Here is a 24,514-nt window from a genome sequence, read left to right on the forward strand (position 1 = left end):
ACCCGCGAAGAACATGAAGATGCCCGTCAGGTCGCGCGTGATATCGCAAAAACTAAGCAATATGCGATCTCAATGCGGCTGCGAAAGAAGGTCGAAATGCTCTTCGCACACCTCAAACGTATTCTGGAGTTGGGACGATTGCGATTACGCGGCCCATGCGGGGCAAATGACGAATTCCTACTCGCTGCCACCGCCCAAAACCTCCGCAAACTAGCGAAGATCTTTCCTGCACCGCAGTAAACGTGCAAAGCCTGATCAGAAAGGCGCCCGCGCTGTGTTGAGAATCGTACTTTCTGCGCTCGCAACACATTGTTTTTCAACAGAATCGACGGAAACCGGACTTTCGCTGCTTCGCGGCATTACTGCTAGCCAAGTAATTCCCTTAAAATAGTCTTCGCGCTCTCGCTTGCCCAGTCAGCGTCGCCGATCAAACGCGCAACTTCTTGGCCCTGCGGGTCCATAATCAACGTCACGGGCAATCCGACAACCCCCATATCCCGCGCGAGCGCTGAATTGTTGTCGGTGTGAAGCGGCAGGTTATCAACGCCGATCTCGTCCAAAAATCGTTCCATCGCCGGGCGTTGGTTCAACCCGGTCGCGACCGTTACGACCTGAAAATCATCACCGCCAAATTCGTCCTGCAGTTCTGACAGATGCGGCATTTCCTTGCGGCACGGCGCACACCACGTGGCCCAGAAGTTCAGCAAAACATACTGCCCCTCAAACGCCGCCAACGTCAGGTCAGATCCGTCTTCGTGCGTAAACACCACATCAGACCCGCGATCAGCCCCGAATTGCAGCTTCATCATGTCACCTGTGCGCAATGCCTCAAGTGCTGTGAAATCCTGTTGCACAACGGCAGGGCTTTCCCCTCGCTCCGATGCCAAGTATAGCCCTGCACCAACACCGATAACTGTGGCAGCTGCGAAAATCAGTTGTTTTTTCATCGGGCAAACCTCTGCGTAAGGACGCTTTTTATGTCGGATAAATCATCCTCAAATGCAATGTGGGGCGGTCGCTTTGCCGCAGGACCAGACGCAATCATGGAAGCCATCAATGCATCCATCGGATTTGATCGTCGATTGGCGAAACAAGACATCGAAGGCTCCCGTGCACATGCGGCGATGTTGGCCGCACAAGGTATCATCACCGATAGCGATGCCGAAGCGATCCGTGAAGGCCTCCTCACGGTGTTGTCAGAGATTGAGGGCGAAACGTTCGAATATTCGACCGCGCTTGAAGACATTCACATGAACGTCGAAGCCCGCCTGAAAGACATCATTGGCGAGCCTGCGGGCCGTTTGCACACAGGTCGTTCCCGCAATGACCAAGTGGCCGTCGATTTTCGCCTTTGGGTGCGGGATCAATGCGATGCCGCTGACGGCGCGTTGAAAGCCTTGATCGAGGCGTTGATTGGTCAGGCCGAAGAGGGCGCTGATTGGGTTATGCCCGGTTTCACCCACCTTCAGGTCGCCCAGCCCGTGACATGGGGTCACCACATGATGGCCTACGTTGAGATGTTCGCCCGCGACCGTGCCCGTTTCGCGGATGCCCGCAAGCGAATGAATGAATCACCTTTGGGTGCCGCTGCACTTGCCGGCACGTCCTTCCCGCTCGACCGCCAGATGACCGCGGATGCGCTAGGCTTTGATCGCCCGATGGCCAACTCGCTTGATGCCGTCGCCGCCCGTGACTTTGCCCTCGAATTCCTCGGCGCGGCGTCCATTTGCGCGATGCACCTGTCCCGTCTCGCCGAAGAACTCGTCATCTGGTCCTCTGCGCAGTTCCGCTTTGTCGCCATGTCTGATCGTTGGTCCACGGGTTCCTCCATCATGCCGCAAAAACGCAACCCAGACGCGGCGGAGCTCTTGCGCGCCAAGATCGGGCGTATTTTCGGGGCGAATGTGGCCCTGATGACAATCATGAAGGGCCTTCCGCTGACCTATTCCAAGGACATGCAGGAAGACAAAGAACAAACCTTTGATGCTGCGGATAACCTGATGCTCGGCCTTGCCGCGATGACGGGTATGGTCGCCGACATGAAAGCCCGCCCTGATGATCTACGCGTCGCGGCCGCCATGGGCTTTTCCACCGCCACTGACCTCGCCGACTGGCTTGTGCGCGAACTCGGCCTGCCGTTCCGTGATGCACATCACATCACCGGATCACTGGTTGCGATGGCCGAAGACCAGGGCTGTGACTTGCCAGAACTAACCCTTGAGCAAATGCAGTCTGTTCATGCGGGCATCACTGGGGCTATCTTTGATGTGTTGGGCGTGGATAATTCCGTTGCTAGCCGCACATCCTACGGCGGCACCGCGCCAGTAAATGTACGCGCGCAAATTGCCCGCTGGAAAAAGGACCTCTCATGATGCGCCCTATTATTACACTTTTCACTGTGGCGTTTGTCGCGGCCTGCGGTGCCAATGATCCGCCGATTCGCCCGTCTGGAAACGTTGGCGTATCCGTTGGGCCAAACGGCGTGACCCCGAATGTTGGCGTTGGCGCAACAAACGGCAACTTCACCGTCGGGCTTAGTCTCTAGGCTGATCGGGGTTGGGCTTGCTGTGTAATCTGCTAGGTCAGATGAAACGCGATTCCACCGGAGAGCAGAATGGACCATTTTCTTTACCGTGACGGCCAGTTGATGGCCGAAGACGTCAGCATCGCTGAGATTGCAGCGCAGGTCGGCACGCCGTTCTACGTCTATTCCTCCGCGACATTGCTGCGTCATTTCAAACTGTTTGATGACGCGCTGGACGGTATCGACCACCTCGTGTGTTTCGCGATGAAATCGCTGTCCAACCAAGCGGTGCTTAAGCTGCTCGGCGATGCAGGCGCTGGCATGGATGTAGTGTCCGGTGGGGAATACCTGCGTGCCAAAGCTGCGGGTGTATCTGGCGACAAAATCGTGTTTTCGGGCATCGGTAAAACCCGCGACGAAATGCGCATCGCACTGGAAGGCGGTATTCGCCAATTCAACGTCGAATCTGAGCCGGAAATGGAAGCGCTTTCGGAAGTTGCCGTTTCATTGGGTAAGGCCGCGCCAATCACAGTGCGCGTGAACCCTGATGTGGACGCAAAAACCCACGCCAAAATCTCCACCGGTAAAAAAGAAGACAAATTCGGCATTCCAATCAGCCGCGCCCGCGACGTGTACGCGATGGCCGCCGATCTGCCGGGCCTGAAAGTTATCGGCATCGATGTGCATATCGGCAGCCAGTTGACCGAACTTGAACCCTTCCGCCTTGCGTACCGCAAGGTTGCCGAACTCACCGAACAGCTGCGCAGCGATGGGCACGAGATTTCCCGCCTCGACCTTGGTGGCGGCCTTGGCATTCCTTACGCGCGTGACAACAACGCGCCACCACTGCCCATCGAATACGGCGCAATGATCAAAGAAGAAGTCGGGCACTTGGGTTGTGAAATCGAGATCGAACCGGGGCGCCTGATCTCGGGCAACTCCGGCATTCTTGTGACCAAAGTGATCTACGTGAAATCCGGCGAGGGGCGTAAATTCCTGATCGTTGATGGCGCGATGAACGACCTGATCCGCCCTGCGATGTACGAAGCCCACCACGACATCATCCCCGTTATTGAACCGCAGGCCGGCGGTGAACAAACCCAATACGACATCGTTGGCCCGATCTGCGAAAGTGGCGACACCTTCGCCAAGGGGCGAAATATGCCGACTTTGAACGCAGATGAACTCGTCGCGTTCCGCTCTGCTGGCGCCTATGGTGCTGTAATGGCAAGCGAATATAACTCGCGCCCCCTCATTCCCGAGGTTCTGGTCCACGGGGATCAATTTGCGGTTATCCGCCGACGTCCGACCTTTGAAGAGATGATAAACCGCGATAGCATACCTGAGTGGCTGTAACCGTTTCGCAGCGCCCAAGCTGGTAGGAGAACCCCGCTGATACCAACAGGCCCAGTGCTTGCGCATTTGAAAATGCCAGTTTTGTTGACCCGCGCCGGTTTGATCGCCGAGCGCGTGACGCAAGCCTTTTGGCCATTCTGGACGGTTCTGTTCTTCGTACTCGCGCCGCTTGTTATGGGCTGGCAGGACTTTCTGCCGCTTGAGGCGGTTTGGGTTTATGCTGTCATCGCGGTGCTTGCCCTGTTGTGGACGTTGGTGCGCGGATTTCGCCGCCTAAATTGGCCGAGCGAGGCCGAGGCCATTGCTCGCGTTGACGCCCGCCTTCCCGGCCGCCCGATTGCGGCTTTGAATGACATCCAAACAATCGGCGCAGGCGATGCCGCGTCCGAGGCCGTTTGGGACGCCCACCTGACACGCATGCAGGCCAAGACCCGCGATGCCAAAGCGGTTGAACCCGATTTGCGCGTGTCGGCAAAAGACCCCTATGGCCTGCGCTACATGGCCGTGTTGTTCATGGTGGTCGCGCTTTTGTTCGGCTCAATCTGGCGTGTTGGCACCGTCACGAATGCCGCGCAGGGCGGCGACGTTCTGGCAACTGGACCCGTTTGGGAAGGCTGGATCGAACCACCTGCCTACACAGGCAAGCCGACGCTTTACCTTGCCGACATCATCGCCAACCGCATCCAAGTTCCGCAAGGCTCATTCATTACTCTGCGCCTTTACGGCGATGTTGGCGCATTGAGCGTGTCAGAAACTGTTTCTGGACGCACCGAGGATTTGGGTGCGGCGACTGACCAACAACAGGGCTTTGAAGTCACCCAAGAAGGTGAAATCTCAATTGTCGGTGAAGGCGGCCAAACATGGAAAATCCTGCTGCTCGAAGACGCAGCACCAACCGTCGAACTTACCGGCCCGATTGAGGCTGACGCGCAGGGCGAGATGTCCCAGCCGTTTTCCGCAACCGATGATTATAGCGTTATCGCTGGAACCGCGACGATTGAGCTGGACCTCACGGCGGTGAACCGTCGCCATGGTCTGATGGTAGATCCAGACCCGCGCGAACCAGTTGTCCTCGATTTGCCAATGCCGTTTTCCGGCGATCGCGCCGATTTCGAAGAACTGCTGATTGATGATTTCAGCCAGCACGCTTGGGCAAACTTCCCTGTGACGATGACGCTGCAAGTCGAAGACGCGCTCGGACAAACGGGCGGCAGCGACCTTGAATCCCTTATCCTGCCAGGCAAGCGGTTCTTCCAACCCACCGCCCGCGCAATCATCGAACAACGACGCGATATCCTGTGGTCCAAAACCAACGCACCCCGCGTGGCGCAGGTCTTGCGGGCTGTGTCCAACCGCCCGGATGAGCTGTTCCCCGATGAAACCACCTACCTTCGCTTGCGCTTCATTATTAACCGCCTCGAAGAAATGGAAGAAACGGGTCTAAACGACGAGGTGCAAGCTGAGGTCGTCGAGGCGCTTTGGGAACTGGCCGTCCAATTGGAAGAAGGTTCCCTCGCGGATGCCCGCGCCCGACTTGAGCGCGCACAAGAACGCCTTGAAGAGGCCATGCGCAACGGCGCCTCGGACGAAGAAATCGCCGAACTGATGCAAGAGCTGCGCGAGGCGACGAACGACTACATGCAAATGCTCGCCGATCAGATGGAACCGTCCCCGAACGACACGGATCAGCCCGATCAAAATCAAGAAAACCAGACCATCAGCCAAGACGAAATTCAGGCGATGATGGACCGCATCCAAGAGCTGATGGAAGAAGGCCGTATGGCCGAAGCTATGGAGCTGATGGAAGAGCTCAACCAGCTGCTGGAAAACCTTCAGATGACCGAAGGCGGGGAAGGTGGCGAAGGCGGCCCGCAAACACCCGGCCAGCAATCCATGGAAGATTTGGCCGAAACCCTGCGCGACCAGCAAGACCTGACGGATGAAGCTTTCCGCGACTTGCAAGAACAGTTCAATGAGGGCCAACAAGGTCAACAAGACGGCCAGCAGCCCGGTGAACAACCCGGTCAGCAAGGTCAGCAGCCCGGACAGCAAGGCCAAGACGGGCAAGAAGGCAACGGACAACAGGGGCAGCAACAGGGCCAAGGCCAAGGGCAGGGCGACAACACCCAAGGAGGGCTGACTGACGACAGCGGACAAGCCGGCGAAGGTGGTGGAAGCCCACAAAGCTTCGCTGAACGTCAGGAAGCGCTGCGCAACGGCTTGAATCAGCTACGCAATAGCCTGCCAGGTTTGTCAGGTGACGCCGCAGAAAGTGCGGAACAGTCCCTAGAAAGCGCTGAGGGCGCAATGGATGGTGCCGAAGAGGCCCTTCGCGAGGGCGATCTGGCCGAAGCCATTGACCGCCAAGCCGAAGCCATGGACGCCCTGCGCGAAGGCATGCGCAACTTGGGTCAAGCGCTGGCCGAGAACCAGATGGATGAACTTGAGGAAGGTCAAGGCACGCAAACTGGCAACGCCGAAGGCCGCCCAGAACCCGAGCGCCGTGACCCGCTTGGTCGTCAGATGGGCAACACAGGGCAATTCGGGTCTGAAGAATCCATGCTGCAAGACGACATCAACCGCCGCGCGGAAGAACTATTGCAAGAACTGCGCAATCGTTCAGCCGATCAGGAACGCCCGCAGCTCGAACTCGACTACCTGCGCCGCCTTTTGGATCGCTTTTAAGGGTTACCCTTGGGGAGCAGGCTCAACAGCGGGCTCCGGCGTGGCGTCAGCAGCGCTATCAATGAACCCCTGCATTTTCCCGTCCAGCCAGATGCGCAGCCCGTCGACCCATTCAACATAGGACGTCAGAACCGGTTCGGCCTGCGGAACGGCAGCACTGATCTGCGGCGCAAAGATGTAAACCAACAGCGCGATCAGCGCGAGGATCACCATCAACATGAACCCACGACGGAAACCACTGTGCGTGCGAGCTTCCTCATACTCTTCGTCCATCACTTCGGATGGACCTGCTTCGGGGCGCAACGTGGAATTGATCTCTTCGATATCCGGCAAAAGCTCGCGGCGCGGGGCTTCTGCTTCTTGCTGCATCATCGCACCGACGGCTGCGGCTGCTTCAGGTTCTTCACCACGCAAACGCGCCAAACGATCACGCGCCTCACGGCTGCGGCGGTCTTCATCAGGGTCGTGCGACAGATCAAGGTCCGGCTGGGTCTCGATCGGATCAGCTTCGGCCTGACGCGCCGCTTGTTCGTACTCGGCTTCTTCGCGCAGAATGTCGGCCACGTCGGGGTCCATCTCACGCCTTTGCGGTTCGACGTGTTCCGGCTCGGGCTCGGGTTCTGGCTCAGGCGCGGGTTCTGGTTCCGGCTCAGGATCGCTTACCGCTTCTGGTTCGGGCGCGGCTTCGACTTCTGGTTCAGGTTTTGGGGCAGGGGGTGGCGTCTGCTCTGACGGCGTTTCAACTGGTGCTCCATGTTCTGCTGCTTCAGACGCTCCTGGTTGCTCAAACCAAGTGTGCCCGCAGTTGGAACATTGCACATCGCGGCCGCTTGCCGGAATAACATCATCCGCGACTTCATACTGCGCGCCGCAATTCGGGCAAATCATCCGCATTTTCGTTTTCCCCAGCCTCAATCGGGCATTCTGCCCAAACTCTTTGCGGAATCTTACCGATCCTAAGGGGCAAGCGCAAAGGTTTTGCCGCATCGCTGACGTTCGCGCAGATTGCATGTGGCGCTGGTTTGCGCCAAAACCAAACAAACAAACGGGCTAAGGGGTTAGAACCACCGTGATCGAGCTGGACAATGTGGCCTATAATTATGGCGGAGCAGAGCTGTTCTCCGGCCTGAATTTGCAGTTGGCGGCTGGGTCGTTCCACTTTTTGACGGGCCCGTCCGGTGCTGGCAAAACAACCTTGCTCAAGCTGTGTTATGGTGAATTGGTCGCGACAAGCGGGCAGGTACGCCTATTTGGTCAGGATGCGCGCGCGCTTAGCCGTGATGATGTGGCCCATATGCGGCGCCGCATCGGCGTGGTGCATCAGGACTGTCAGTTCCTCGATCACCTGACTGTGTCTGAAAATATCGCGCTGCCATTGTCGGTTTCTGGCCACGCTACAACCTCTTCAGATCTAACGGATCTTCTTGGTTGGGTCGGACTTTCCCAACAAGCCCAGCAATTGCCACCGCAGTTGTCAGGCGGTGAACGCCAACGTGCGGCACTCGCCCGCGCCGTCATCATGTCACCCGAAGTCATTCTGGCGGACGAGCCGACTGGCAACGTCGATTGGGAAATGTCGCAACGCCTTTTGGCCTTGCTGGTTGAACTCAACAAAATGGGCAAAACGGTACTGATCGCGACCCATGACATCAGCCTAATTCGCGCGGCCAAAGCGCAGGTGTCCGCGCGTGTTTTACGCTTGAAAGACCGTCGATTGCAGCTTGCGGGGGCGGACATCTGATGAAAATTCTAAACCGCCTTCTCGAACTCCTCGCTGGGGACCCGCAAGCAGACCGCGCCGTACCGCCAACCGGTTTCACCGCGCGTCTAACGTTGCTGTCTTCCGGCGCGATGGCCTTCCTTGCGGTTTTCGCGCTGGCGCTCTCCCTTGCCACGGGCCGTCTGGCGGATCGGTGGTCGGCGGAACTTGCCAAAACATCCACCCTGCGCATCTCCGCGCCGCAAGACCAGATGGAGGCGCAAACACGTGCGGGCCTTACGGTCCTACAATCCACCCCCGGTATCGCCCAAGCACGCCCCCTCACGGATGATGAGCAACGCGAATTGCTGGCCCCGTGGTTCGGGCCGGATCTTCCCGTCGAAACGCTGCCCGTTCCACAGCTCATCGAGATAATTGAGGACAGCGACGGCTACGATTCAACGGGCCTACGCGCCCGTCTTCAGGCCGAGGTCCCCGGTGCCGTGCTCGATGACCACACCCGCTGGCGTGAACCACTTGTTGAGGCCGCTTCTCGTCTGCGTCTCCTCGGTTTCGTGTCGATGCTCCTGATCGCAGGGGCCACCGCCGCGATGATTACCCTCGCCGCCAATGCTGCTCTTGCCGCCAATTCCCAAGTCATCCGCGTGATGCGCCTTGTCGGGGCGCAGGATATCTACATCGCCCGTGCCTTTGTGCGCCGTTTTACCCTGCGTGCGCTGATCGGCGCCGCCGCAGGCACGTTTATCGGTACGCTTGCGGTCATGCTGTTGCCCAGCGCAGACGCCGCAGGAGGCTTTCTAACGGGCCTCGGCTTTCAAGGCTGGCATTGGCTCTGGCCGCTGGTCATCCCCATTCTTGCGGCGGTTGTGGCCTTTGTCGCCACACGCCAAGCTGCCCTGCGCACATTGAAGGAACAATCATGAGCTACGCTATTCAATGGGTCCGATCCCTGATCTTTAACGTCATCATGTATGTCGCGCTGCTGCCTTGGGGGATCGTCTTCGCGATTCCGGCGATTTTCTCGCGCCGCATGGCCGTGCTCTGCTGCCGATCCTATTGCTGGTTCATCACATGGCTGGCGGGGTGGCTTATCGGACTGAAATGCGAAGTGCGCGGCACGCCCCCACAGGACGAAGTCTTGGTCGCGGCAAAACACCAGTCCTTCCTAGATGTGTTGATGATCTATGGTGATATCCCCGCAGGTCGCTTCATCATGAAAGACATCCTGAAGTACGCGCCTGTCGTTGGGCAATTCGGCCTGCGGGTCGGGTGTATTCCGGTCAAACGCGGCAAGCGTGGCGCGGCGATCAAGAAGATGATCGCGGATGTGTCCGCAGGGCGCTTGTTCCCCGGACAACTGATTATCTACAGCCAAGGCACACGCATCGCACCGGGCGTCAAAGCGCCTTATAAAATCGGCACGGGTGTTCTGTACAAAGAACTCAGTCAAGACTGCGTCCCAGTCGCCGCCAATGTTGGCGTGTTCTGGCCCAAACGCGGAGTCTACCGCAAACCGGGTTTGGCCGTGGTTGAGTTTTTGCCACGCATTCCAGCTGGGCTCGAAATACCCGTGTTTATGAAAATCCTCGAAGACTCCGTCGAAAAGCGCTCAAACGAGCTTATGCGAGAGGCCGGTTTTACCGCGATTGAAGAATGAAAACAGTAGATACCATCGACGCACTTGAAGCGCTTTATGATGCCGCCGTCCCAGCATCCCTTACCAAAGTCGTCACGCGGATCACGCCCCATTACGCCACATGGATCAACACTGCGCGGTTTTGCGTTCTGACAACCGTCGGTCCGGAAGGGTCTGATGGCAGCCCACGCGGCGATGTTGGCCCTGTTGTACGCATGGTTGATGATAAAACCCTCTGGCTTCCCGATTGGCGCGGCAACAACCGCATTGATAGCCTGCGCAATATCGTGCGTGACGGGCGGGTGAGCCTGATGTTCATGGTGCCCGGATCATCCAACGTGATCCGCGTGAACGGCACGGCAGTATTAGCCGACGACCCCGCCATCACGCAAAGTTTTGAGCAAAACAGCAAACATCCCAAATCCGTTATAGTGATCACTGTGGGTGAAGCTTATTTTCAATGCGCCAAAGCAATCATGCGGTCAGAATTATGGACGGGCGACCCCGTAACTGACCTGCCAACTGCGGGGCAATTGATCAAAGAACAACAGGCCGAGTTCGACGCACAGGGTTATGATGACGGCTACGCCGAATACGCCAAAGGAAGAATGTGGTGAGCAAACTCGCGGGGTTTTTGGTGGGGGCAGGGGCCGCTGCCGTTGCAGTTTGGGGCTTCAATACATGGCGACACGTCAGCGATGAAGACCTTCTCATGGCCGCGCTGACTGACCAATGCCTCCCCTATATCCTCACGGGCGATGCTCCCTTCCAAGACTTGGGCCGTGAGGTCGGGGTCTATGACAATACGGACGCCGACAACCGACTGATCGGCGGAGGCGCGAAAATCGTCTTTGATGCGCGTTTTGTGGCCTCATGGGGCGAAATCACAGAACCGCCACTGCGTATCTGCCGTTTGGATGGCCGACCTATGGGGGCCTACACGCAAGCATTTGAAATTGAGTCCGATGACTTCTTTGAACAGATCACGGTCGCCGTTCAGCCCTTGGGCGACCTACAGCTCGACCAAGAGCGAACGGACATCGACTTAGGGGCCGACGATCTCTTCCAGACCCTCGGTTGGTTCGAGACGGGCATGTCGCTCGCTCAAGGCAATCGCGTGGTGATGTCCGTGGCGCAGTCGCAGGTCTCAAATGTGATTGTTGTTCGCGATCTGGCGGATTAACTCAGCGGACAATCCGCGACGTCGACATCCACCACAATAAACGTCTGCGGCCCGAATTCGAGGCCCGCCATGTCGACGTAGAGCTTTGATCCTTCAACGAAAATCGCATCATCGGCCAGTTCAATTGTCGAATTTTCGATGTCCTGCCCCGCGCCGTTGAACAACACGCAGTCGGTTAGGAAGTCCAATACGTAGCCGTTGAACTCCGGCTCGGGGAAAACACCGCCAACAGTATCTGGATAGGTCACAATGATCTTTTGGTCGCGGATGTCGATGATGGCGGGCACGATGTCCCAACCGTTCTGTTGGCCTTCTGGACCTAGCCCGTATTCAACGCTGTTGGTCACAACCGCAGGGTGGCGCTCACCAACATAAATCGGCGTTTCCGTTTCATCATACGCAAGGACACCGAATGTCACAGTGCGGTCCATCAACCCGCCCGCAGACGCCACCTGCGCCGACAAGATCAAAGCGATGGAGGCGCGGATCAAGCTGCGAGTCCTGTTTGCCCAAGGTCGAGGTACTTTTGACGGCGCGATTGGCGCAATGCCTCGGGGCTTTCGCTTTCAAGCTCGTCCAGCATGGACTTAAGCGCCGCGCCAACACCGTCAATCGCCGCTTTCTTGTGGCGATGCGCGCCGCCTGTTGGCTCATCAATGATCTGATCGCAAACACCCAGCTCTTTCAGGTTCTGCGCCGTCAAACGCAACGCCTCTGCAGCTTCGCGCATCTTCTCGGCGTCCTTCCAGAGGATCGACGCACAGCCTTCTGGCGAAATGACTGAGTAAACAGAATGTTGCAGCATCGCGACGCGGTTGGCCGTCGCAAACGCCACAGCGCCACCAGACCCGCCTTCACCGATGATAACGCTCACCAGTGGCACGGTCAGTTGCAGACATTTTTGTGTAGATCGTGCAATTGCTTCGGACTGACCGCGTTCTTCGGCACCTTTGCCGGGATACGCACCCGGCGTATCGACGAGCGTAATAACAGGCAGCCCAAACCGCTCAGCCATATCCATCAGCCGGATCGCTTTGCGATAGCCTTCAGGGCGCGCCATGCCAAAGTTACGCTCAATCCGCGATTTGGTATCGTTGCCTTTTTCGTGGCCGATCACCATCACGGGGCGTCCATCCAAACGCGCCAAACCACCCATAACCGCGTGGTCATCCGCAAAATTCCGATCGCCGGCCAGCGGCGTGTATTCGGTGAACAACGCCTCGATGTAGTCTTTACAATGGGGGCGATCCGCATGACGCGCGATCTGGCATTTGCGCCAAGGTGTCAGGTCCTTGTACAGGCTGACCAGCAGATCCGCCGCCTTCTTATCCAGCGCCTGCGCTTCGGCTTCGACGTCCATATCTTCGTTCATACGCGCCATTGCGCGCAGTTCAGCAGCTTTGCCTTCAATCTCAGCAAGCGGCTTTTCGAAGTCGAGGTAGTTTGTCATGCGAAACGCTCCAAGTTTACTTAGCTCCGATATAAGGGTGCTAGGGGCGGCAATGCAATGCACCAACAGGCAAACCGCTAAAGCCGGCTACGAACCGCAGTTTTATACAAGTCACTTCACAAACTTCACGTGCGCAGATGATGGCCGTTGGGCGGTCTTACGTTCTCAGGTGCGGGCTTGTTCGTAGGGCACCACATTGCGGCGTTGTAGCTTGAGAAGGTCGCAGGCGTTGAATTGGCTTATATTCCCAATAATGCAGGTGGCGCGGGAGCAATGCGCGCTGTGATCGCTGACGAAGTCTTGAGTGGCGTGTTCGACCTTGAACGCAATTCCTTCATTGATGACGTTCCGACAATGATGGAACGGGGCTATGACATCGACAATGCATCGGTGAACTTCCGCGGTGTGATGGTACCTGCGGGCACAGATCCAGCGATTATTGACCACCTAGCAGTATTGTTCCGGCTATGTTCGAGAATGGCCGAGTTGCCCGTTGTATCGAAGCTGGTGCTTCACCCATGCACATCATGACCCGTGAAGAGGTGATTGAAATGTGGGTAGCTCGTCAGGAAACGCTCGAAGCGCCGATGGCAGACCTCTAAGCGCTATATTATATGACAAGTCGGGGCAGCAAAGGCGCGCCCCGTCAGTCCCCGAAGGAATTCACATAATCCTCAATGATCCCGCAGCCGAAGTCGAAGCCAATGTTGCCCGCGCGCGCACCGCGCAGGCCGCATTTGAAGCTGGCGGATCGCAGGAAAATATGATCGAGCCGCACAAGCTGCAGCGTGGGCGATCATGGAGCCAAGTCGCAATCGTATCCTTGCAGAGATGGCGGTTGAGACGACGGGCCTTGGAAATGTTCTCGACAAAATCACCAAGAACCACCGCAAGACGCTGGGGTTGATGCGCGATATCGCCGACGCCAAGACCTATGGCGTTATCAGTGATGATCCCAATACAGGTATTACCGAAATCGCCCGCCCCATCGGGGTAATTGGCGCTGTGGTGCCATCGCCGTGGAAACCAAAGGGATCGGAGTGGACTATCCGTTGTCCGGTGAAAAGCTAAGCCGCGTGTTGGCGCTCTAGCGTGCGTCTGACTTTGAGGATGCAGTTCCCAACCCACGCGAAGTGCAATTGCATCAAGGGGCGGGCCATTCGGTTGGTATCCACACAAGCGATGATAGCCGCGCAATTACGCTGGCCAACGCAGTCCCTACCAATCGCGTGATCGTAAATCAGGCGCATACGTTTGCAACTGGCGGTTCGTTCACCAACGGGATGCCGTTTTCACTTTCGATGGGCTGTGGCTCATGGGGTGGAAATTCGATTGATGACAACCTGCATTGGAAACACTTCATCCAATCAACCAAGGTAATACGCGAAATCCCTGCCCGTGAACCCGCAGTAGAAGATATCTTTGGAGATTATTGGCAGCAGGTGGGTAAGTGACTTTCGATCCCGCTAATCCTCCTGAAGGCACGGTTCGCGACTAGCTGGATGCGCGTGCAAACAGCGACAGCGAGGCGTTTGTCTTTCCTGAAGCTGGCGAAACTCTTAGTTGGCGCTCTTTACGGGATGGTGCACGCCGGATCGCTGAGGGCATGGCAGGATTGGGGATCGAAAAAGGCGAAAGCGTTGCGATCATCCATCCCAACGGGCGAGAAGGAGTCGTCGCATCCTATGCCACGCTTTATGGCGGGTATCGGGCGACAATGATCAACCTCGCGGCTGGACCGAACGCGATTGCCTTTGCGTTGGAGCATTTGGGCCGGATGGATGCGGACGGATATGTGTTTGTGACGGGGCGTCTGAAAGAACTGATCATCAACGGCGGGGAAAACATCGCCCCACTTGAGTTAGACGAGGTTCTTTACGGGTTGAATGACGTCGTCGAAGTAGCTGCTTCGCACGCCTTTGCGCACAATACGGTGAACGTGTCGAAGCTGCTGTCGCAGTCGTTTCTGGACCAACGTTGAGTGAAAGCGACCTCATTTCAAGATGTATGGACCGCCTTGGCGGATTCAAATCACCAGAAAAAACCCACTTTCTAGAAGAGCTACCCAAGGGGCCCGCCGGGAAAATCCAACGTCTTAAATTGGCCGAGATGCTTTGACCGGAAAAGAGTATCTGATTTGAGTACTTAGCAGTCCCCATGTGCCAATCCATGAAAGGCAAATTTGTCCCGCATTGCGGACCCTCTCGTAGTTTTCTGCGCCGCTACTAATGAGCGTTTTGCAATGACTTTTGGGGCCTCACCCGAGAGAGCGCGTGACCATTACACCGGCCCAAGCGGCGAACCCCGTTAAAACACCGCCCCAAATCGTATCCACGACAACCTGCTGGATCGACCAGTCGCGAAGTGTCGCGTAGTTGGTGAATTCATAGGTGCCGTAGGCCAGAAGCCCGAGCGCGATGCCACTGATTATGGCTGACGCCGGATCTTGGTTGCGCAAAGCGGGAATGGATACGAACCACAGTACGCCGGCTATATAGCCTAGGTAGAATACAGCGGCTGGGACGACGCGAAACGGATCAGCGAACAGGTGCGCGATATGGCGGTCAAACACCGGTTTGATGATCAGCCGAAGGCCAATGGCATCGGCGGCGAAAAAGATCACGGCAGTCGCGATGTAGAGAATGACGATGTTCATGTGTTTGGGCCTTTGATGACTGAAAACAAGGTGCGAGACATTAATGCAGCGATACCAAGTGCAGCGAGAATGATTACAGGCCAATTGCTTGGCGCGTTTTGGACGATGACGCCAACAAGTGCCCAAACCACGGCAGCGGGGTAGCCCCACTCCCGCGGGTGGGCTGATTGGACTGCGAGCGCAACCGCGAGGACGCCAATCAAGCAAAGGATCGCCGCGCTTTGCGCCGACAGAATTGCGTATCCCCCCAAAAGGACGCCAATGCCCACGCCACTGGCCGCTGTCAGCCACCCTGCATAAAGCGCTACAGGGCGAACCTGTAACCAAGGTTGGCGATGGCCCGCGCGTAACATTGCGAGGATCGCCAAAACGGCCATCGCTACGATCATAACTGTCGCCAGAATAGGCGCAGCATTCGCCGCTGCGATCCAGAAAGTCCCGACGGTCAAGCTCACTGCAAGTGGCGTTCGCATCGCCTGCCAACCGGGGTCTTCGGCAGCTCGCCAAAACCCATAGCCGGCCCCGACAATAAGCCACGCATAGATCAGGCCCCAAATCGAAAAGGCGTAGCCAGCTGGCTGAACAGGTGGATCGTTTTGAACAACTGGAAACTGATCCGGCGTAAAGCCGTTGAAGCCTGTGGATGCCAAAGGAGACAACGCGAATGTCAGAGTTGCGACCAGAACCACGAGCGGGAGGTAGCGTTTCATTGTGTTAACCTTTTGGTTAGCGGTAAGGCAGCCCAATATGGCAAGGTGCTCAGAAGCTTTAACGCCCACGTCAGACGACGCGGAAAATGCACTTCGAAGCGCCGGGTGTTCAATCCGTCGATGATCGCGGATGCCGCGACCTGTGGTGTCAAGATTGCGGGCATAGTGAACGTGTTGCGTTGCGTCAGGCGCGTGTCGACGAACCCGGGGTTGATAAGGCGGACATCGACGCGGCCGGAAAGTTCGGCTCGCAGGGATTGCGCCAAATTGATCACGCCAGCTTTGGTTGCCGAATAGATCTGGCCCTGAGGCAGTCCAATGTAGCCTGCCACAGACCCACATAATGCCAGTTGCCCACCAGCCCGCAGCAGTGATGGGGCGGCTTGTGCAACATAAAAGCTACCAGTCAGGTTTGTAGTTACAATTTGCGCCGCCGCGTCGGGGTCGAGATCGGCTACTTTGCCGGGGTCGTAAAGGGCGGCCAGATGGACGATGCGATCTAGCGGTCCATTCTCGGAAACCTTGGCTGCCGCCGCTTCGATGCTGGCGCGATCTGACACGTCGAGTGCGAGGGGGATGTGCTGGGGCCCAAGTTCGGTCGCCAGATCATTGAGCCGATCTTGGGAGCGCGCCGACAGGATCAGGCGCGCGCCACGGTGCGCCCATTCACGGGCCAAGGCGGCGCCGATGCCAGCACTTGCCCCAATAATCCAGATGGTCTCAGGCATGGGCCAGCTCAATTTGAACGACGTCAGTCTGTTCAGCGGCAAAAGACCCCGCGCAGATGCCAAGGTAGAACTGCCAATTGCGTAGGAACCCGTCGCCATAGCCCAGTTTTTTCACGTTAGCCGACTGCTGGGTTAGGCGGTCGCTCCATTGGGCACAGGTGCGGGCGTAATCCTGACCAAATCCATGACTGCCCTTTACCACCAGACCAGCTCGCATTGCTTGATCAGCGATCACGGCATCTGACAATAACATGCCACCGGGGAAGGTGTATTGCCGGATGAAGTCCGCGCTGCGTCGGTAGGTGCTGAAATAATCATCAGGCACGGTGATTGCTTGGATGACAGCTCGCCCGCCTTCGGCCAGTCGGGCTTTCAATGTTGAGAAATAGGTCGGCCAGTAGGACTCTCCGACAGCTTCGATCATCTCTATGGAGACGATGCTGTCATATTTCCCTGTACTGTGGCGGTAGTCCTGAAGCCGGATTTCTGCACGACCATCGAGCCGCGCATCAGCGTACCCCTTCTGGCTGGGCGAGATTGTCAGCCCCGTTACGTGGCGACCGGTATCTGCGGCACGTTCAGCAAAGCCGCCCCAACCACACCCGATCTCAAGTACGCGTTCGCCGTCACCGATCTGGTTCAGGACACGGTCGTATTTTCGGGCTTGGGCGCGACCGAGATCAGTGTCACCGGGCGCAAACATCGCCGATGAGTAGGTCATGCTGTCATCCAACCACAGCTGATAGAACTCATTGCCGACGTCATAGTGCGCGCGAATATTGCGCGACGCCCCTTTGAGGGAATTGGAGCGCATCAAACGGTTGACCACGCGGAATTTCAGGCTTGCCCAAAATCCTGCGTAGGCATAACCGCGAAACTCTTCGAGGTTCTTGAGCGATAGGACTGTCAGGTTTTCGATCGAGGAGGTGTCCCAGAGCCCCGCGATGTATGTTTCGCCCAAGCCGATATCACCGCGTGATGCGATGGCCGTGACCACCGACCAGTCGTGGATCTGGATGTCGGCCTCAGGGCTTCCTTGGCCAAAACTGAAGACTTCGCCCTCGGGCGTGCGCAGGGTCAGGCTCCCTGATTGGATCTGCGCACAGGTATCGAGAAAGTCGTGTTTCACGCGTTTTGTCAGGAACAGCATTAGGTAACCTCGGTCTTGGGGGGCGTTGGGCGGGTGCGATATCGCGCGCCCTTTAGTTTCAGACGCAGTGCCTGCCAATGGATCAACATAAGTGTGCGAAACGCTGACAAAGGGCCGCGTAACGCGGCTTTGATTATGCTGGTGTTTGTCAGGCGGGCGCGCGGCCCTGTCAGGGTCGCGACCACACCTTCGTCGCCGTTGCGATGCAGGATGCGGATAGCGATTTTGTCGGGGCGAATGTTGAACCTGAATTCATAGCTGCCCTTAACCTCTTGGAATGGCGAAACATGCAGAGATTTCGGCTTTGATATGCGGCTTTCAGCGGTGATGGGGGCGTAGTCCGGCAGGTGGCACAGGTAGGAATGACGGTCACCAAAGGGCGTCGACACCTCAGCGATCACAGCAACCAACTGCTCAGCTTTCTCGGCCATCCAAAAGCTGACCGGATTGAAACCGGAGCCAAGCAGACGCGGCTGGGTCAGAAGACGCAGCTTGAGGTCGGGATCGGTGAGCCCGTGCGCTGACAACACGTCGCGCACCCATTCGGCACCGCGCCCGTTCTTAAGCGGGCCGCCATGATCGCGATCATGAACGGACGCCAGATTGAACCGGTTGCGCGAAAACAAGCGCGGGCCGCTGGCTTCTGCCTCGGGGTCGATCAAAACAAAGTTGACGCCACAGCGGAAAGCATGCGAGATCGCCCCCCGGCGGGCATGAACTGTTTCACCTGCGATATGTTCGGGTGTGAATGTCATGCGATTTGTCGATCCATCATTCTGGCGATGCGGGCGGCGCTTGCAAAGCCGTCTTCGTGGAAGCCATGCCGCGTGTAAGCCCCGGCAAACCACGTGTTGTTCTGCCCCTGCATGTCGTTCAGCTGTTTCTGAGCCGCCAATGCAGGGCCATCAAACACGGGGTGGCGGAACGTTTTTTGGTCATAAATCAGATGATCTGGCACGGATTCTGATGGGTTTAGGGACACGAAAAGCGGATCGCTCTCGGGGATGTTTTGCAGTCGGTTCATCCAATAGGTCACACCGATGGCAGGCTCGGGGCGGGTCGTGTCTGCTTTGTAGACCCAGCTGGACCAAACCGATCGCCGTTGAGGCATTTGGTTGATATCCCTGTGTAGGATCATCTGGTTGTCTTGAAATCTGATCGCCGAAAGCGCGGCACGCTCTTGCGAGGTGGGCTGATCCAATAGGCGCAATGCCTGATCCGAATGACATGCGAAAATCACCTGATCGAACGGCGCGAGTGGTGCGCCGCCACAGTGGATGATGCTTTGGGTTGCGGTGCGGCTGACACTGTCGACTTTGGTACTGGTGCGGATTGCAACGCCGCGCCCGCGAAGGCTGTGTTCCAGACGGCGTACATATTCGATACTACCGCCATCCACCGTCCACCATTGATGCTGGCCGGAGGCGCTAAGCAGGGCATGGTTGCGAAAGAATTGGACCAAGGCGCGGGCGGGAAAAGCGTGGATTTCGTCTGGCGGCGTGGACCAGATCGCGCCACATAGCGGCATCAGGTAGTAACGCTGGAACCAATCGCCCAATTGCAGATCGGCCATCAGATCACCGATTGTGGCGCTGTCGTCGGTTGCAAGGCCCTCGGCCTTGGCGTTGAACCGCAAGATGTCACGCACCATTCCGACAAACCCTGGCCGCAGGATGTTACGTTTTTGAGCGGTGAGCGCCTTTAAATCGCGAAGCCCGTATTCGATTTCGCCACCATTGATCGAGGCCCCGAAGCTCATGTCGCTTTTGGTGACCGGCACGTCGAGGTCCTGAAACATTCGCGTCAGGTGCGGATAGTTGGCGTAATTGAAGACAATGAATCCTGTGTCGACGGGTTGGTCACTATTTCGGCCAGCCATAACCGTGCGCGCGTGCCCGCCTAACCTCGGCGCGGCCTCAAGAAGTGTGACCGCATGCTGCGGCGCGAGCAGATGGGCAGCCGCGAGCCCAGAAATGCCGCCACCAATTATGGCGATGCGCTGCGGGCGGGTCACAATAGTATCTAGCGACATGGAAACTCCGGTTCTTTGTTTCCTAGTTTACGCGCGACGAAGAAATTTGGATCAAAAAATGATCCGGAAACCAACGCCTCCCGTAATTGGGCTATGTTGACAGATTGCATCAATCCCGATCAAGCTGAACGGCGCCCTCTGGTGGCGCCGCGAAAGGAACGTGCAAGTGTGAAGCAACAGCCGTCTCAGATATCTTCACTGACGACTTACATGCTGTCTGTCCGCGACGATCGTGACCGCACGGCGTTTGCGTTGTTGTTCGATCATTTTGCGCCCCGTTTGAAGGGTTTCATCATGCGCTCTGGCACGGGGGCCGGACAGGCCGAAGAAATCGTGCAAGAGGTCATGCTGACGATATGGCATAAAGCAGAACAGTTTGATCCCGAAAGGGCGCAGGTATCTGCTTGGGTCTATCAGATTGCGCGCAACCGCCAGATCGATGTGATCCGCAAAGAAAACCGCCCCCTGCCAGAAGAACTGGGCGAGGATCCGAGTGCCGAGCCCGATGCAAGCCAGATACTGGCCGTTGAACAAGAAGCCGGACAATTGAAAGACGCATTGTTGAAGCTGAAACCTGACCAGCGCGACATCATAGAGAAAGCCTACCTAGGTGAGCTTACCCATCAAGAGATCAGCAGCCAAACGGGATTACCGCTTGGTACGATCAAGTCACGTATCCGACTGGGCCTTGAAAAGCTACGCTACGAGTTAAAGGAACTACGTTAAGATGACTGCCATTACCCATCACACTCCCGACGCATTGCTGGCAGCCTATGCCGCGGGCAACCTGCCGCAGCCCTTCGCGTTGGCGGTGGCTGCTCATATCTCATTGTGTCTGGACTGCCGTGCAGCTCATGAAGCCCACTTGGTATCTGGCGGCGCAGTCTTGGAGGCGAGCAAAGTTGAAGCCGTGTCGGAGGGATTGAAATCCAACGTGCTTGATCTGTTGGATGCCCAGGTTGTCGAAAAAAAGGTTTACCAGCGGTCAGGTATCTATCCGGGTCCGGTGATGGAAGCCTTGAAAGGGAAGCCGCCGCGCTGGAAATCCCTCGGGATGGGCGTGCGTCAGAGCATTTTGTCGGACGGGCGCGAAGGATCTGTGCGTCTTCTCTATATTCCATCTGGTCGGGCGGTGCCGGATCACAGCCATAACGGTCTGGAATTGACGTTGGTTTTGCAGGGCAGTTTCAGTGATGAAACCGGACGGTTCGGGGTTGGCGATATTGAGGTCGCGGATCAGAGTCTAGAGCACACGCCAATTGCAGATGAAGGTGCGCCATGCATTTGTTTGGCAGCCACGGACGCGCCTTTGCGCTTCAATTCGTTTGTCCCGCGTTTGCTGCAACCTCTGTTTCGGATTTAGTGCTAACTTTATGATGCTCTTCCGCCATAAGGTCACCGGATTTCCGGTGTATTTTTGTTTTTATTCAAATAGTTAAGTGAGCTTTTCACGTTTCTGTGAACTTGTGAACCATGCTTCTTTCCCCTCCGTAACCTTAGCACGAAACACAAAACAGAACGGACATCATCGTCCAGCAACTCGGAGAACCAAGATGGAAATGAACCTCAAAGTCACCGCCACAGCCCTCGCACTTAGCCTATCTGCCGCCGCAGCGAGCGCAGAAAACATCGTTGAAATCGCTGCTGGCGATGAACGCTTTTCAACCCTTGTGGCCGCAGTCACTGCCGCTGGCCTCGCTGACACGCTCTCGGGCCCGGGGCCATTCACGGTATTCGCTCCGGTGAATGATGCGTTTGCCGCGCTTCCTGAAGGCACTGTTGAGACTCTGCTGCTGCCCGAAAATAAAGACCAGCTTACCAATGTTCTGCTTTATCATGTTGATGACCGGAATTTGTCCGCCAGCATGATCCCCGCGGGCTCGAACTATTTCCGTCCAATCCTAAACAGTGAGCGCCTGTGCATCACCGCTGGAAGTGGCGGTGTTACAATTGCTGACGGAACAGGCGAAATGGCGACTGTCGTGATCGCTGACATTGTAGCCGACAACGGCGTTATTCACGTCATCGACAAAGTCCTGTTGCCTGGTACACGCCCAGCCTGCCACTAGTGAAAGTTGGTGCCCCGCTTCAAAGGTGGGGCACCAACACATATACACGCCTGAAAGTGCGAAGCTACCCTTTGAAGGATGCCACCGAAATCCTCGTGAATGACCAAAAATAAATCGGATATCACTATCACCTCGCAGATCCTACCGGCGAGAATTTCGCCCAAGACGTTACGTCCTATTACGTACCGCTCGAAATACATGAGACGGGGGTAATTGCGGGCGGCTTCGTTACCGCATACCCAGCATTTCAGTGAACTCTCAGGAATACCTGGCAAAACAGTTGTCACCCTCTTGGGCTGGCTCAAACGCAATGCCCGCGGCTATTCAGAATCTATACCCACTCCATACAATTGGGGTGTGGCGTGGAATCGCTGATGCGCACGAAAACCTAGCACGTATTAACGCTGAGGCGGGCGTTTAGTTTCCTGCAATCATCTCGGATTGCTTAACAATCACTTCGGCTTGTTTGATGCTGGCGATGTCGACAAGGCGGCCTTTGTATACTGTCGCGCCTTCACCGCGTGCCGTTGCGTCTGCCATAGCAGCAAGGATTTCGCGTGCTTCTGCAACCGCTTCTTCGGACGGAGTGAACACTTCGTTCGCGAGCGCGATTTGCTTGGGGTGGATCGCCCATTTGCCGACCATGCCGAGCGTCGCGCTACGTCTTGCCTGCGCGCGGTAGCCTTCGTCATCGCTGAAATCACCGAACGGGCCGTCCACGGGAAGAACGCCGTGCGTACGGCACGCGGCTACAATCGCGGTTTGCGCCCAGTGCCACGGGTCTGAATAGTGACGGTTTTCGCCGTCCAGCATGTAGTAGTTTTCTTGCGTTCCGCCGATGCCTGTCGTTTGCATGCCCATGGATGCGGCAAAGTCGGCGGCACCGAGGCTCATCGCGGCCATGCGCGGGCTTGCTGCGGCGATTTCTTCAACATGGGCAATGCCAGCAGCGCTTTCGATGATTACTTCAAACGTAACGGGCTTGGTGCGGCCCTTGGCGGCTTCAATGGCTGTTACTAATGCATCCACGGCATAGATATCTGCCGCGCAACCGACTTTCGGGATCATGATCTGGTCAAGGCGGTCACCGGCCTGTTCCATCACGTCCACAACGTCGCGATACCAGTAAGGTGTATCCAAGCCGTTGATGCGTACGGACAAGGTTTTGGTGCCCCAATCAATTGTGTTGATCGCTTCAATCACGTTCGCCCGTGCAGTGTCTTTGTCGGACGGGCTTACTGAGTCTTCGAGGTCGAGGTTGATCACATCCGCCGTGCTTGCCGCCATTTTAGGGTGCAGTTTGGTGTTTGATCCCGGCCCAAACAACTGACAACGGTTCGGGCGGGCGACTGGCGTGGGCTGCAAGCGAAAAGACATTGGGAATCCTTGAGGTAATGAAATTACGTGTTGGCTGGCTTGAGAGGTAGATTATTGCGCAAGATGCTGCAAGTGCGAATTCGCGACTGCAGAAATACCCATGATGGGAAATTTTTGCGAAAACTAACTTAAATATGCAATATTTCACCTCATTTCTTAATCTCTACTTCTGATTAGGAAGTTTTTCCCGCCAATCTCGCTTCATACACAGCGAAATTCTAGGAGACTGCCATGATTCCCACACCTTATCTTTTGTTCCTCGGCGATGCGCCGGATCAACTCGCCGCGAAAGTTGCCCAAGGCATCAAAGATTGGCGCCCTGAGAACGCAGTCGGTCAGTTCCGTTTGCCGGGCTGTGGGGCCAGCGTTGGGATCGATGATTTGACGTTACAAGAAGCATGGGACGCAGGTGCGCGGACGGTGGTTATTGGTGTTGCCAACCGTGGTGGTGTGATTTCGCAGGCTTGGAAAGATGTGTTGATCGAAGCGCTTGAGATGGGGTTCGATTTGGCTTCCGGTTTGCACAACCTGTTACGGGACGAAAATGATTTGGTTGCCGCCGCACATGTTGCTGGGCGCACTTTGCACGATGTTCGTATTCCGTCGGTGGCTTATCCGATTGCTTCTGGTGTGAAGCGGACGGGTAAGCGGTGTTTGGCTGTTGGTACGGATTGTTCTGTTGGCAAGATGTACACAGGCCTCGCGATGGATGCAGAGATGCGCAAGCGCGGCATGAAGTCCACGTTCCGTCCGACCGGGCAGACAGGGATTTTGATTACCGGCGGTGGCGTTCCTTTGGATGCGGTTGTTGCGGACTTCATGGCGGGCGCTGTTGAGTACCTGACGCCGGACAACGACGCGGACCACTGGGACCACATTGAGGGGCAGGGCAGCTTGTTTCACGCGTCCTATTCAGGTGTAACGATGGCGCTGGTTCATGGTGGCCAGCCGGATGCCTTAGTGTTGTCCCATGAACCAACACGCACTCATATGCGTGGTTTACCGGACTACAATCTGCCGTCCCTTGAAGCATTGCGTGATGCGGCGCTGATGTTTGCACGTGTGGTTAACCCCGACTGTGAAGTTGTCGGGATTTCCGTGAACACACAGCACCTGACTGAAGCAGAAGCAAACGAATGCTTGGCGGAAATCGAGACCCGTATGGGCCTTCCTGCAGTCGATCCGTTCCGCCACGGCGCGGGACGTCTGGTGGACGCGCTTCAAGCGCTTTAGTCTGA

At 56.8% G+C, this 24,514-nt stretch carries 25 protein-coding genes and 4 pseudogenes; 18 read left to right on the forward strand and 11 right to left on the reverse strand.

The window, feature by feature from the left end; all coding sequences use genetic code 11:
* Window positions 1-240, forward strand: a 240-nt coding sequence (locus OCA8868_RS14105) for a transposase (RefSeq protein ID WP_179214866.1), incomplete at its 5' end; no start/stop codon positions are given.
* A gap of 125 nt (window positions 241-365) precedes the next feature.
* On the opposite strand, the gene OCA8868_RS14110 is transcribed toward OCA8868_RS14105, so the two are convergent.
* Window positions 366-947 carry a TlpA family protein disulfide reductase gene (locus OCA8868_RS14110; protein ID WP_093997241.1) on the reverse strand — a complete coding sequence of 194 codons (582 nt, stop codon included), beginning with the start codon at window positions 945-947 and terminating at the stop codon, window positions 366-368.
* 30 nt (window positions 948-977) lie between these two features.
* Here OCA8868_RS14110 and argH point away from each other — a divergent pair, with 30 nt between their 5' ends.
* The 4 genes from argH to OCA8868_RS14125 all read left to right on the forward strand — a co-directional run bounded on the left by argH (window position 978) and on the right by OCA8868_RS14125 (window position 6,565).
* Complete coding sequence (argH, locus tag OCA8868_RS14115) at window positions 978-2,372, forward strand: argininosuccinate lyase (protein WP_093997242.1); 1,395 nt, start codon at window positions 978-980, stop codon at window positions 2,370-2,372.
* Entirely contained in the window at window positions 2,369-2,545 is a 177-nt protein-coding gene (locus OCA8868_RS16705) for a hypothetical protein (RefSeq protein ID WP_179214865.1), read from the forward strand. Before argH ends, OCA8868_RS16705 begins: the two co-directional genes overlap by 4 nt.
* A 69-nt stretch (window positions 2,546-2,614) precedes the next feature.
* Window positions 2,615-3,880, forward strand: coding sequence for a diaminopimelate decarboxylase (gene lysA / locus OCA8868_RS14120; protein ID WP_093997243.1), 1,266 nt, complete (start codon window positions 2,615-2,617; stop codon window positions 3,878-3,880).
* Between the two features lie 72 nt (window positions 3,881-3,952).
* A complete protein-coding gene (locus tag OCA8868_RS14125) occupies window positions 3,953-6,565 on the forward strand; it encodes a DUF4175 domain-containing protein (RefSeq protein ID WP_093997244.1) in 2,613 nt (870 codons plus the stop codon).
* Between the two features lie 3 nt (window positions 6,566-6,568).
* Here the strand turns inward: OCA8868_RS14125 and OCA8868_RS14130 are convergent, their stop codons facing one another.
* A complete protein-coding gene (locus OCA8868_RS14130) occupies window positions 6,569-7,459 on the reverse strand; it encodes a zinc-ribbon domain-containing protein (protein WP_093997245.1) in 891 nt (296 codons plus the stop codon).
* 175 nt (window positions 7,460-7,634) lie between these two features.
* Between OCA8868_RS14130 and OCA8868_RS14135 the strand changes: the two genes are divergently transcribed.
* The 5 genes from OCA8868_RS14135 to OCA8868_RS14155 are packed head-to-tail and all read left to right on the forward strand — an operon-like array spanning window position 7,635 to window position 11,104.
* Window positions 7,635-8,306: a cell division ATP-binding protein FtsE gene (locus tag OCA8868_RS14135; protein ID WP_093997246.1), complete on the forward strand. Its 672-nt coding sequence runs from the start codon at window positions 7,635-7,637 to the stop codon at window positions 8,304-8,306.
* Window positions 8,306-9,208: a cell division protein FtsX gene (locus OCA8868_RS14140; RefSeq protein ID WP_179214867.1), complete on the forward strand. Its 903-nt coding sequence runs from the start codon at window positions 8,306-8,308 to the stop codon at window positions 9,206-9,208. Before OCA8868_RS14135 ends, OCA8868_RS14140 begins: the two co-directional genes overlap by 1 nt.
* Window positions 9,205-9,942, forward strand: coding sequence for a lysophospholipid acyltransferase family protein (locus OCA8868_RS14145; protein WP_093997248.1), 738 nt, complete (start codon window positions 9,205-9,207; stop codon window positions 9,940-9,942). Before OCA8868_RS14140 ends, OCA8868_RS14145 begins: the two co-directional genes overlap by 4 nt.
* Window positions 9,939-10,538: a pyridoxamine 5'-phosphate oxidase family protein gene (locus tag OCA8868_RS14150; RefSeq protein ID WP_093997249.1), complete on the forward strand. Its 600-nt coding sequence runs from the start codon at window positions 9,939-9,941 to the stop codon at window positions 10,536-10,538. The genes OCA8868_RS14145 and OCA8868_RS14150 overlap by 4 nt, the downstream gene beginning before the upstream one ends.
* The gene (locus tag OCA8868_RS14155) at window positions 10,535-11,104 is read left to right on the forward strand and encodes a hypothetical protein (RefSeq protein ID WP_143849646.1); all 570 of its coding nucleotides are present in this window, start codon (window positions 10,535-10,537) and stop codon (window positions 11,102-11,104) included. The genes OCA8868_RS14150 and OCA8868_RS14155 overlap by 4 nt, the downstream gene beginning before the upstream one ends.
* Here OCA8868_RS14155 and OCA8868_RS14160 read toward each other — a convergent pair.
* Window positions 11,101-11,595 (reverse strand): hypothetical protein, encoded by a 495-nt coding sequence (locus OCA8868_RS14160; RefSeq protein WP_093997251.1) that lies wholly within the window; start codon window positions 11,593-11,595, stop codon window positions 11,101-11,103. The two genes, OCA8868_RS14155 and OCA8868_RS14160, sit on opposite strands and share 4 nt — an antisense overlap.
* The gene (locus OCA8868_RS14165; protein ID WP_093997252.1) at window positions 11,592-12,554 is read right to left on the reverse strand and encodes an acetyl-CoA carboxylase carboxyltransferase subunit alpha; all 963 of its coding nucleotides are present in this window, start codon (window positions 12,552-12,554) and stop codon (window positions 11,592-11,594) included. The genes OCA8868_RS14160 and OCA8868_RS14165 overlap by 4 nt, the downstream gene beginning before the upstream one ends.
* Before the next feature lie 150 nt (window positions 12,555-12,704).
* On the opposite strand from OCA8868_RS14165, the pseudogene OCA8868_RS14170 reads away from it, so the two are divergent.
* The 4 pseudogenes from OCA8868_RS14170 to OCA8868_RS17090 form a co-directional block, all read left to right on the forward strand.
* Window positions 12,705-13,156, forward strand: a pseudogene (locus tag OCA8868_RS14170) (type 2 periplasmic-binding domain-containing protein); the annotation flags it as partial.
* A gap of 65 nt (window positions 13,157-13,221) precedes the next feature.
* Window positions 13,222-14,008 (forward strand): annotated as a pseudogene (locus tag OCA8868_RS14175) (hypothetical protein).
* A 44-nt stretch (window positions 14,009-14,052) separates the two neighbouring features.
* Window positions 14,053-14,265, forward strand: a pseudogene (locus OCA8868_RS17085) (AMP-binding protein); the annotation flags it as partial.
* A 57-nt stretch (window positions 14,266-14,322) separates the two neighbouring features.
* Window positions 14,323-14,672, forward strand: a pseudogene (locus OCA8868_RS17090) (AMP-binding enzyme); the annotation flags it as partial.
* Window positions 14,673-14,811: 139 nt separating this feature from the next.
* Here the strand turns inward: OCA8868_RS17090 and OCA8868_RS14185 are convergent.
* The 6 genes from OCA8868_RS14185 to OCA8868_RS14210 are packed head-to-tail and all read right to left on the reverse strand — an operon-like array spanning window position 14,812 to window position 19,830.
* A complete protein-coding gene (locus OCA8868_RS14185) occupies window positions 14,812-15,210 on the reverse strand; it encodes a DUF2177 family protein (protein ID WP_093997253.1) in 399 nt (132 codons plus the stop codon).
* Window positions 15,207-15,920: a TspO-related membrane protein gene (locus OCA8868_RS14190; RefSeq protein WP_093997254.1), complete on the reverse strand. Its 714-nt coding sequence runs from the start codon at window positions 15,918-15,920 to the stop codon at window positions 15,207-15,209. Before OCA8868_RS14190 ends, OCA8868_RS14185 begins: the two co-directional genes overlap by 4 nt.
* Complete coding sequence (locus OCA8868_RS14195; RefSeq protein ID WP_093997255.1) at window positions 15,917-16,648, reverse strand: SDR family NAD(P)-dependent oxidoreductase; 732 nt, start codon at window positions 16,646-16,648, stop codon at window positions 15,917-15,919. The genes OCA8868_RS14190 and OCA8868_RS14195 overlap by 4 nt, the downstream gene beginning before the upstream one ends.
* Complete coding sequence (locus OCA8868_RS14200; protein WP_093997256.1) at window positions 16,641-17,798, reverse strand: SAM-dependent methyltransferase; 1,158 nt, start codon at window positions 17,796-17,798, stop codon at window positions 16,641-16,643. The genes OCA8868_RS14195 and OCA8868_RS14200 overlap by 8 nt, the downstream gene beginning before the upstream one ends.
* Window positions 17,798-18,553 (reverse strand): DUF1365 domain-containing protein, encoded by a 756-nt coding sequence (locus OCA8868_RS14205; protein WP_093997257.1) that lies wholly within the window; start codon window positions 18,551-18,553, stop codon window positions 17,798-17,800. The genes OCA8868_RS14200 and OCA8868_RS14205 overlap by 1 nt, the downstream gene beginning before the upstream one ends.
* Window positions 18,550-19,830, reverse strand: coding sequence for an NAD(P)/FAD-dependent oxidoreductase (locus tag OCA8868_RS14210; protein WP_093997258.1), 1,281 nt, complete (start codon window positions 19,828-19,830; stop codon window positions 18,550-18,552). The genes OCA8868_RS14205 and OCA8868_RS14210 overlap by 4 nt, the downstream gene beginning before the upstream one ends.
* Window positions 19,831-19,923: 93 nt before the next feature.
* On the opposite strand from OCA8868_RS14210, the gene OCA8868_RS14215 reads away from it, so the two are divergent.
* The 3 genes from OCA8868_RS14215 to OCA8868_RS14225 all read left to right on the forward strand — a co-directional run bounded on the left by OCA8868_RS14215 (window position 19,924) and on the right by OCA8868_RS14225 (window position 21,899).
* On the forward strand, window positions 19,924-20,556 hold the full coding sequence (locus OCA8868_RS14215) for a sigma-70 family RNA polymerase sigma factor (protein ID WP_093997259.1): 633 nt from the start codon (window positions 19,924-19,926) through the stop codon (window positions 20,554-20,556).
* Window position 20,557: 1 nt separating this feature from the next.
* Complete coding sequence (locus tag OCA8868_RS14220; RefSeq protein WP_093997260.1) at window positions 20,558-21,193, forward strand: ChrR family anti-sigma-E factor; 636 nt, start codon at window positions 20,558-20,560, stop codon at window positions 21,191-21,193.
* A 190-nt stretch (window positions 21,194-21,383) separates the two neighbouring features.
* Window positions 21,384-21,899: a fasciclin domain-containing protein gene (locus OCA8868_RS14225; RefSeq protein WP_093997261.1), complete on the forward strand. Its 516-nt coding sequence runs from the start codon at window positions 21,384-21,386 to the stop codon at window positions 21,897-21,899.
* A gap of 417 nt (window positions 21,900-22,316) precedes the next feature.
* Here OCA8868_RS14225 and OCA8868_RS14235 read toward each other — a convergent pair whose 3' ends face one another.
* Window positions 22,317-23,276, reverse strand: a complete 960-nt coding sequence (locus OCA8868_RS14235; RefSeq protein WP_093997263.1) for an L-malyl-CoA/beta-methylmalyl-CoA lyase — start codon at window positions 23,274-23,276, stop codon at window positions 22,317-22,319.
* Between the two features lie 231 nt (window positions 23,277-23,507).
* Between OCA8868_RS14235 and dgcN the strand changes: the two genes are divergently transcribed.
* Window positions 23,508-24,509: an N-acetyltransferase DgcN gene (dgcN, locus tag OCA8868_RS14240; protein WP_093997264.1), complete on the forward strand. Its 1,002-nt coding sequence runs from the start codon at window positions 23,508-23,510 to the stop codon at window positions 24,507-24,509.
* Window positions 24,510-24,514: the final 5 nt, after the last annotated feature.

The organism is Octadecabacter ascidiaceicola, from assembly GCF_900185015.1.
GTDB lineage: Bacteria > Pseudomonadota > Alphaproteobacteria > Rhodobacterales > Rhodobacteraceae > Octadecabacter > Octadecabacter ascidiaceicola.

Bases quoted from the DNA above. Each gene is read 5' to 3' on its own strand.
- OCA8868_RS14110 (WP_093997241.1), bottom strand. From the start codon at position 947: ATGAAAAAACAACTGATTTTCGCAGCTGCCACAGTTATCGGTGTTGGT.
- argH (WP_093997242.1), top strand. From the start codon at position 978: ATGTCGGATAAATCATCCTCAAATGCAATGTGGGGCGGTCGCTTTGCC.
- OCA8868_RS16705 (WP_179214865.1), top strand. From the start codon at position 2,369: ATGATGCGCCCTATTATTACACTTTTCACTGTGGCGTTTGTCGCGGCC.
- lysA (WP_093997243.1), top strand. From the start codon at position 2,615: ATGGACCATTTTCTTTACCGTGACGGCCAGTTGATGGCCGAAGACGTC.
- OCA8868_RS14125 (WP_093997244.1), top strand. From the start codon at position 3,953: ATGCCAGTTTTGTTGACCCGCGCCGGTTTGATCGCCGAGCGCGTGACG.
- OCA8868_RS14130 (WP_093997245.1), bottom strand. From the start codon at position 7,459: ATGCGGATGATTTGCCCGAATTGCGGCGCGCAGTATGAAGTCGCGGAT.
- OCA8868_RS14140 (WP_179214867.1), top strand. From the start codon at position 8,306: ATGAAAATTCTAAACCGCCTTCTCGAACTCCTCGCTGGGGACCCGCAA.
- OCA8868_RS14145 (WP_093997248.1), top strand. From the start codon at position 9,205: ATGAGCTACGCTATTCAATGGGTCCGATCCCTGATCTTTAACGTCATC.
- OCA8868_RS14150 (WP_093997249.1), top strand. From the start codon at position 9,939: ATGAAAACAGTAGATACCATCGACGCACTTGAAGCGCTTTATGATGCC.
- OCA8868_RS14165 (WP_093997252.1), bottom strand. From the start codon at position 12,554: ATGACAAACTACCTCGACTTCGAAAAGCCGCTTGCTGAGATTGAAGGC.
- OCA8868_RS14185 (WP_093997253.1), bottom strand. From the start codon at position 15,210: ATGAACATCGTCATTCTCTACATCGCGACTGCCGTGATCTTTTTCGCC.
- OCA8868_RS14190 (WP_093997254.1), bottom strand. From the start codon at position 15,920: ATGAAACGCTACCTCCCGCTCGTGGTTCTGGTCGCAACTCTGACATTC.
- OCA8868_RS14195 (WP_093997255.1), bottom strand. From the start codon at position 16,648: ATGCCTGAGACCATCTGGATTATTGGGGCAAGTGCTGGCATCGGCGCC.
- OCA8868_RS14200 (WP_093997256.1), bottom strand. From the start codon at position 17,798: ATGCTGTTCCTGACAAAACGCGTGAAACACGACTTTCTCGATACCTGT.
- OCA8868_RS14205 (WP_093997257.1), bottom strand. From the start codon at position 18,553: ATGACATTCACACCCGAACATATCGCAGGTGAAACAGTTCATGCCCGC.
- OCA8868_RS14210 (WP_093997258.1), bottom strand. From the start codon at position 19,830: ATGTCGCTAGATACTATTGTGACCCGCCCGCAGCGCATCGCCATAATT.
- OCA8868_RS14215 (WP_093997259.1), top strand. From the start codon at position 19,924: ATGTTGACAGATTGCATCAATCCCGATCAAGCTGAACGGCGCCCTCTG.
- OCA8868_RS14220 (WP_093997260.1), top strand. From the start codon at position 20,558: ATGACTGCCATTACCCATCACACTCCCGACGCATTGCTGGCAGCCTAT.
- OCA8868_RS14225 (WP_093997261.1), top strand. From the start codon at position 21,384: ATGGAAATGAACCTCAAAGTCACCGCCACAGCCCTCGCACTTAGCCTA.
- OCA8868_RS14235 (WP_093997263.1), bottom strand. From the start codon at position 23,276: ATGTCTTTTCGCTTGCAGCCCACGCCAGTCGCCCGCCCGAACCGTTGT.
- dgcN (WP_093997264.1), top strand. From the start codon at position 23,508: ATGATTCCCACACCTTATCTTTTGTTCCTCGGCGATGCGCCGGATCAA.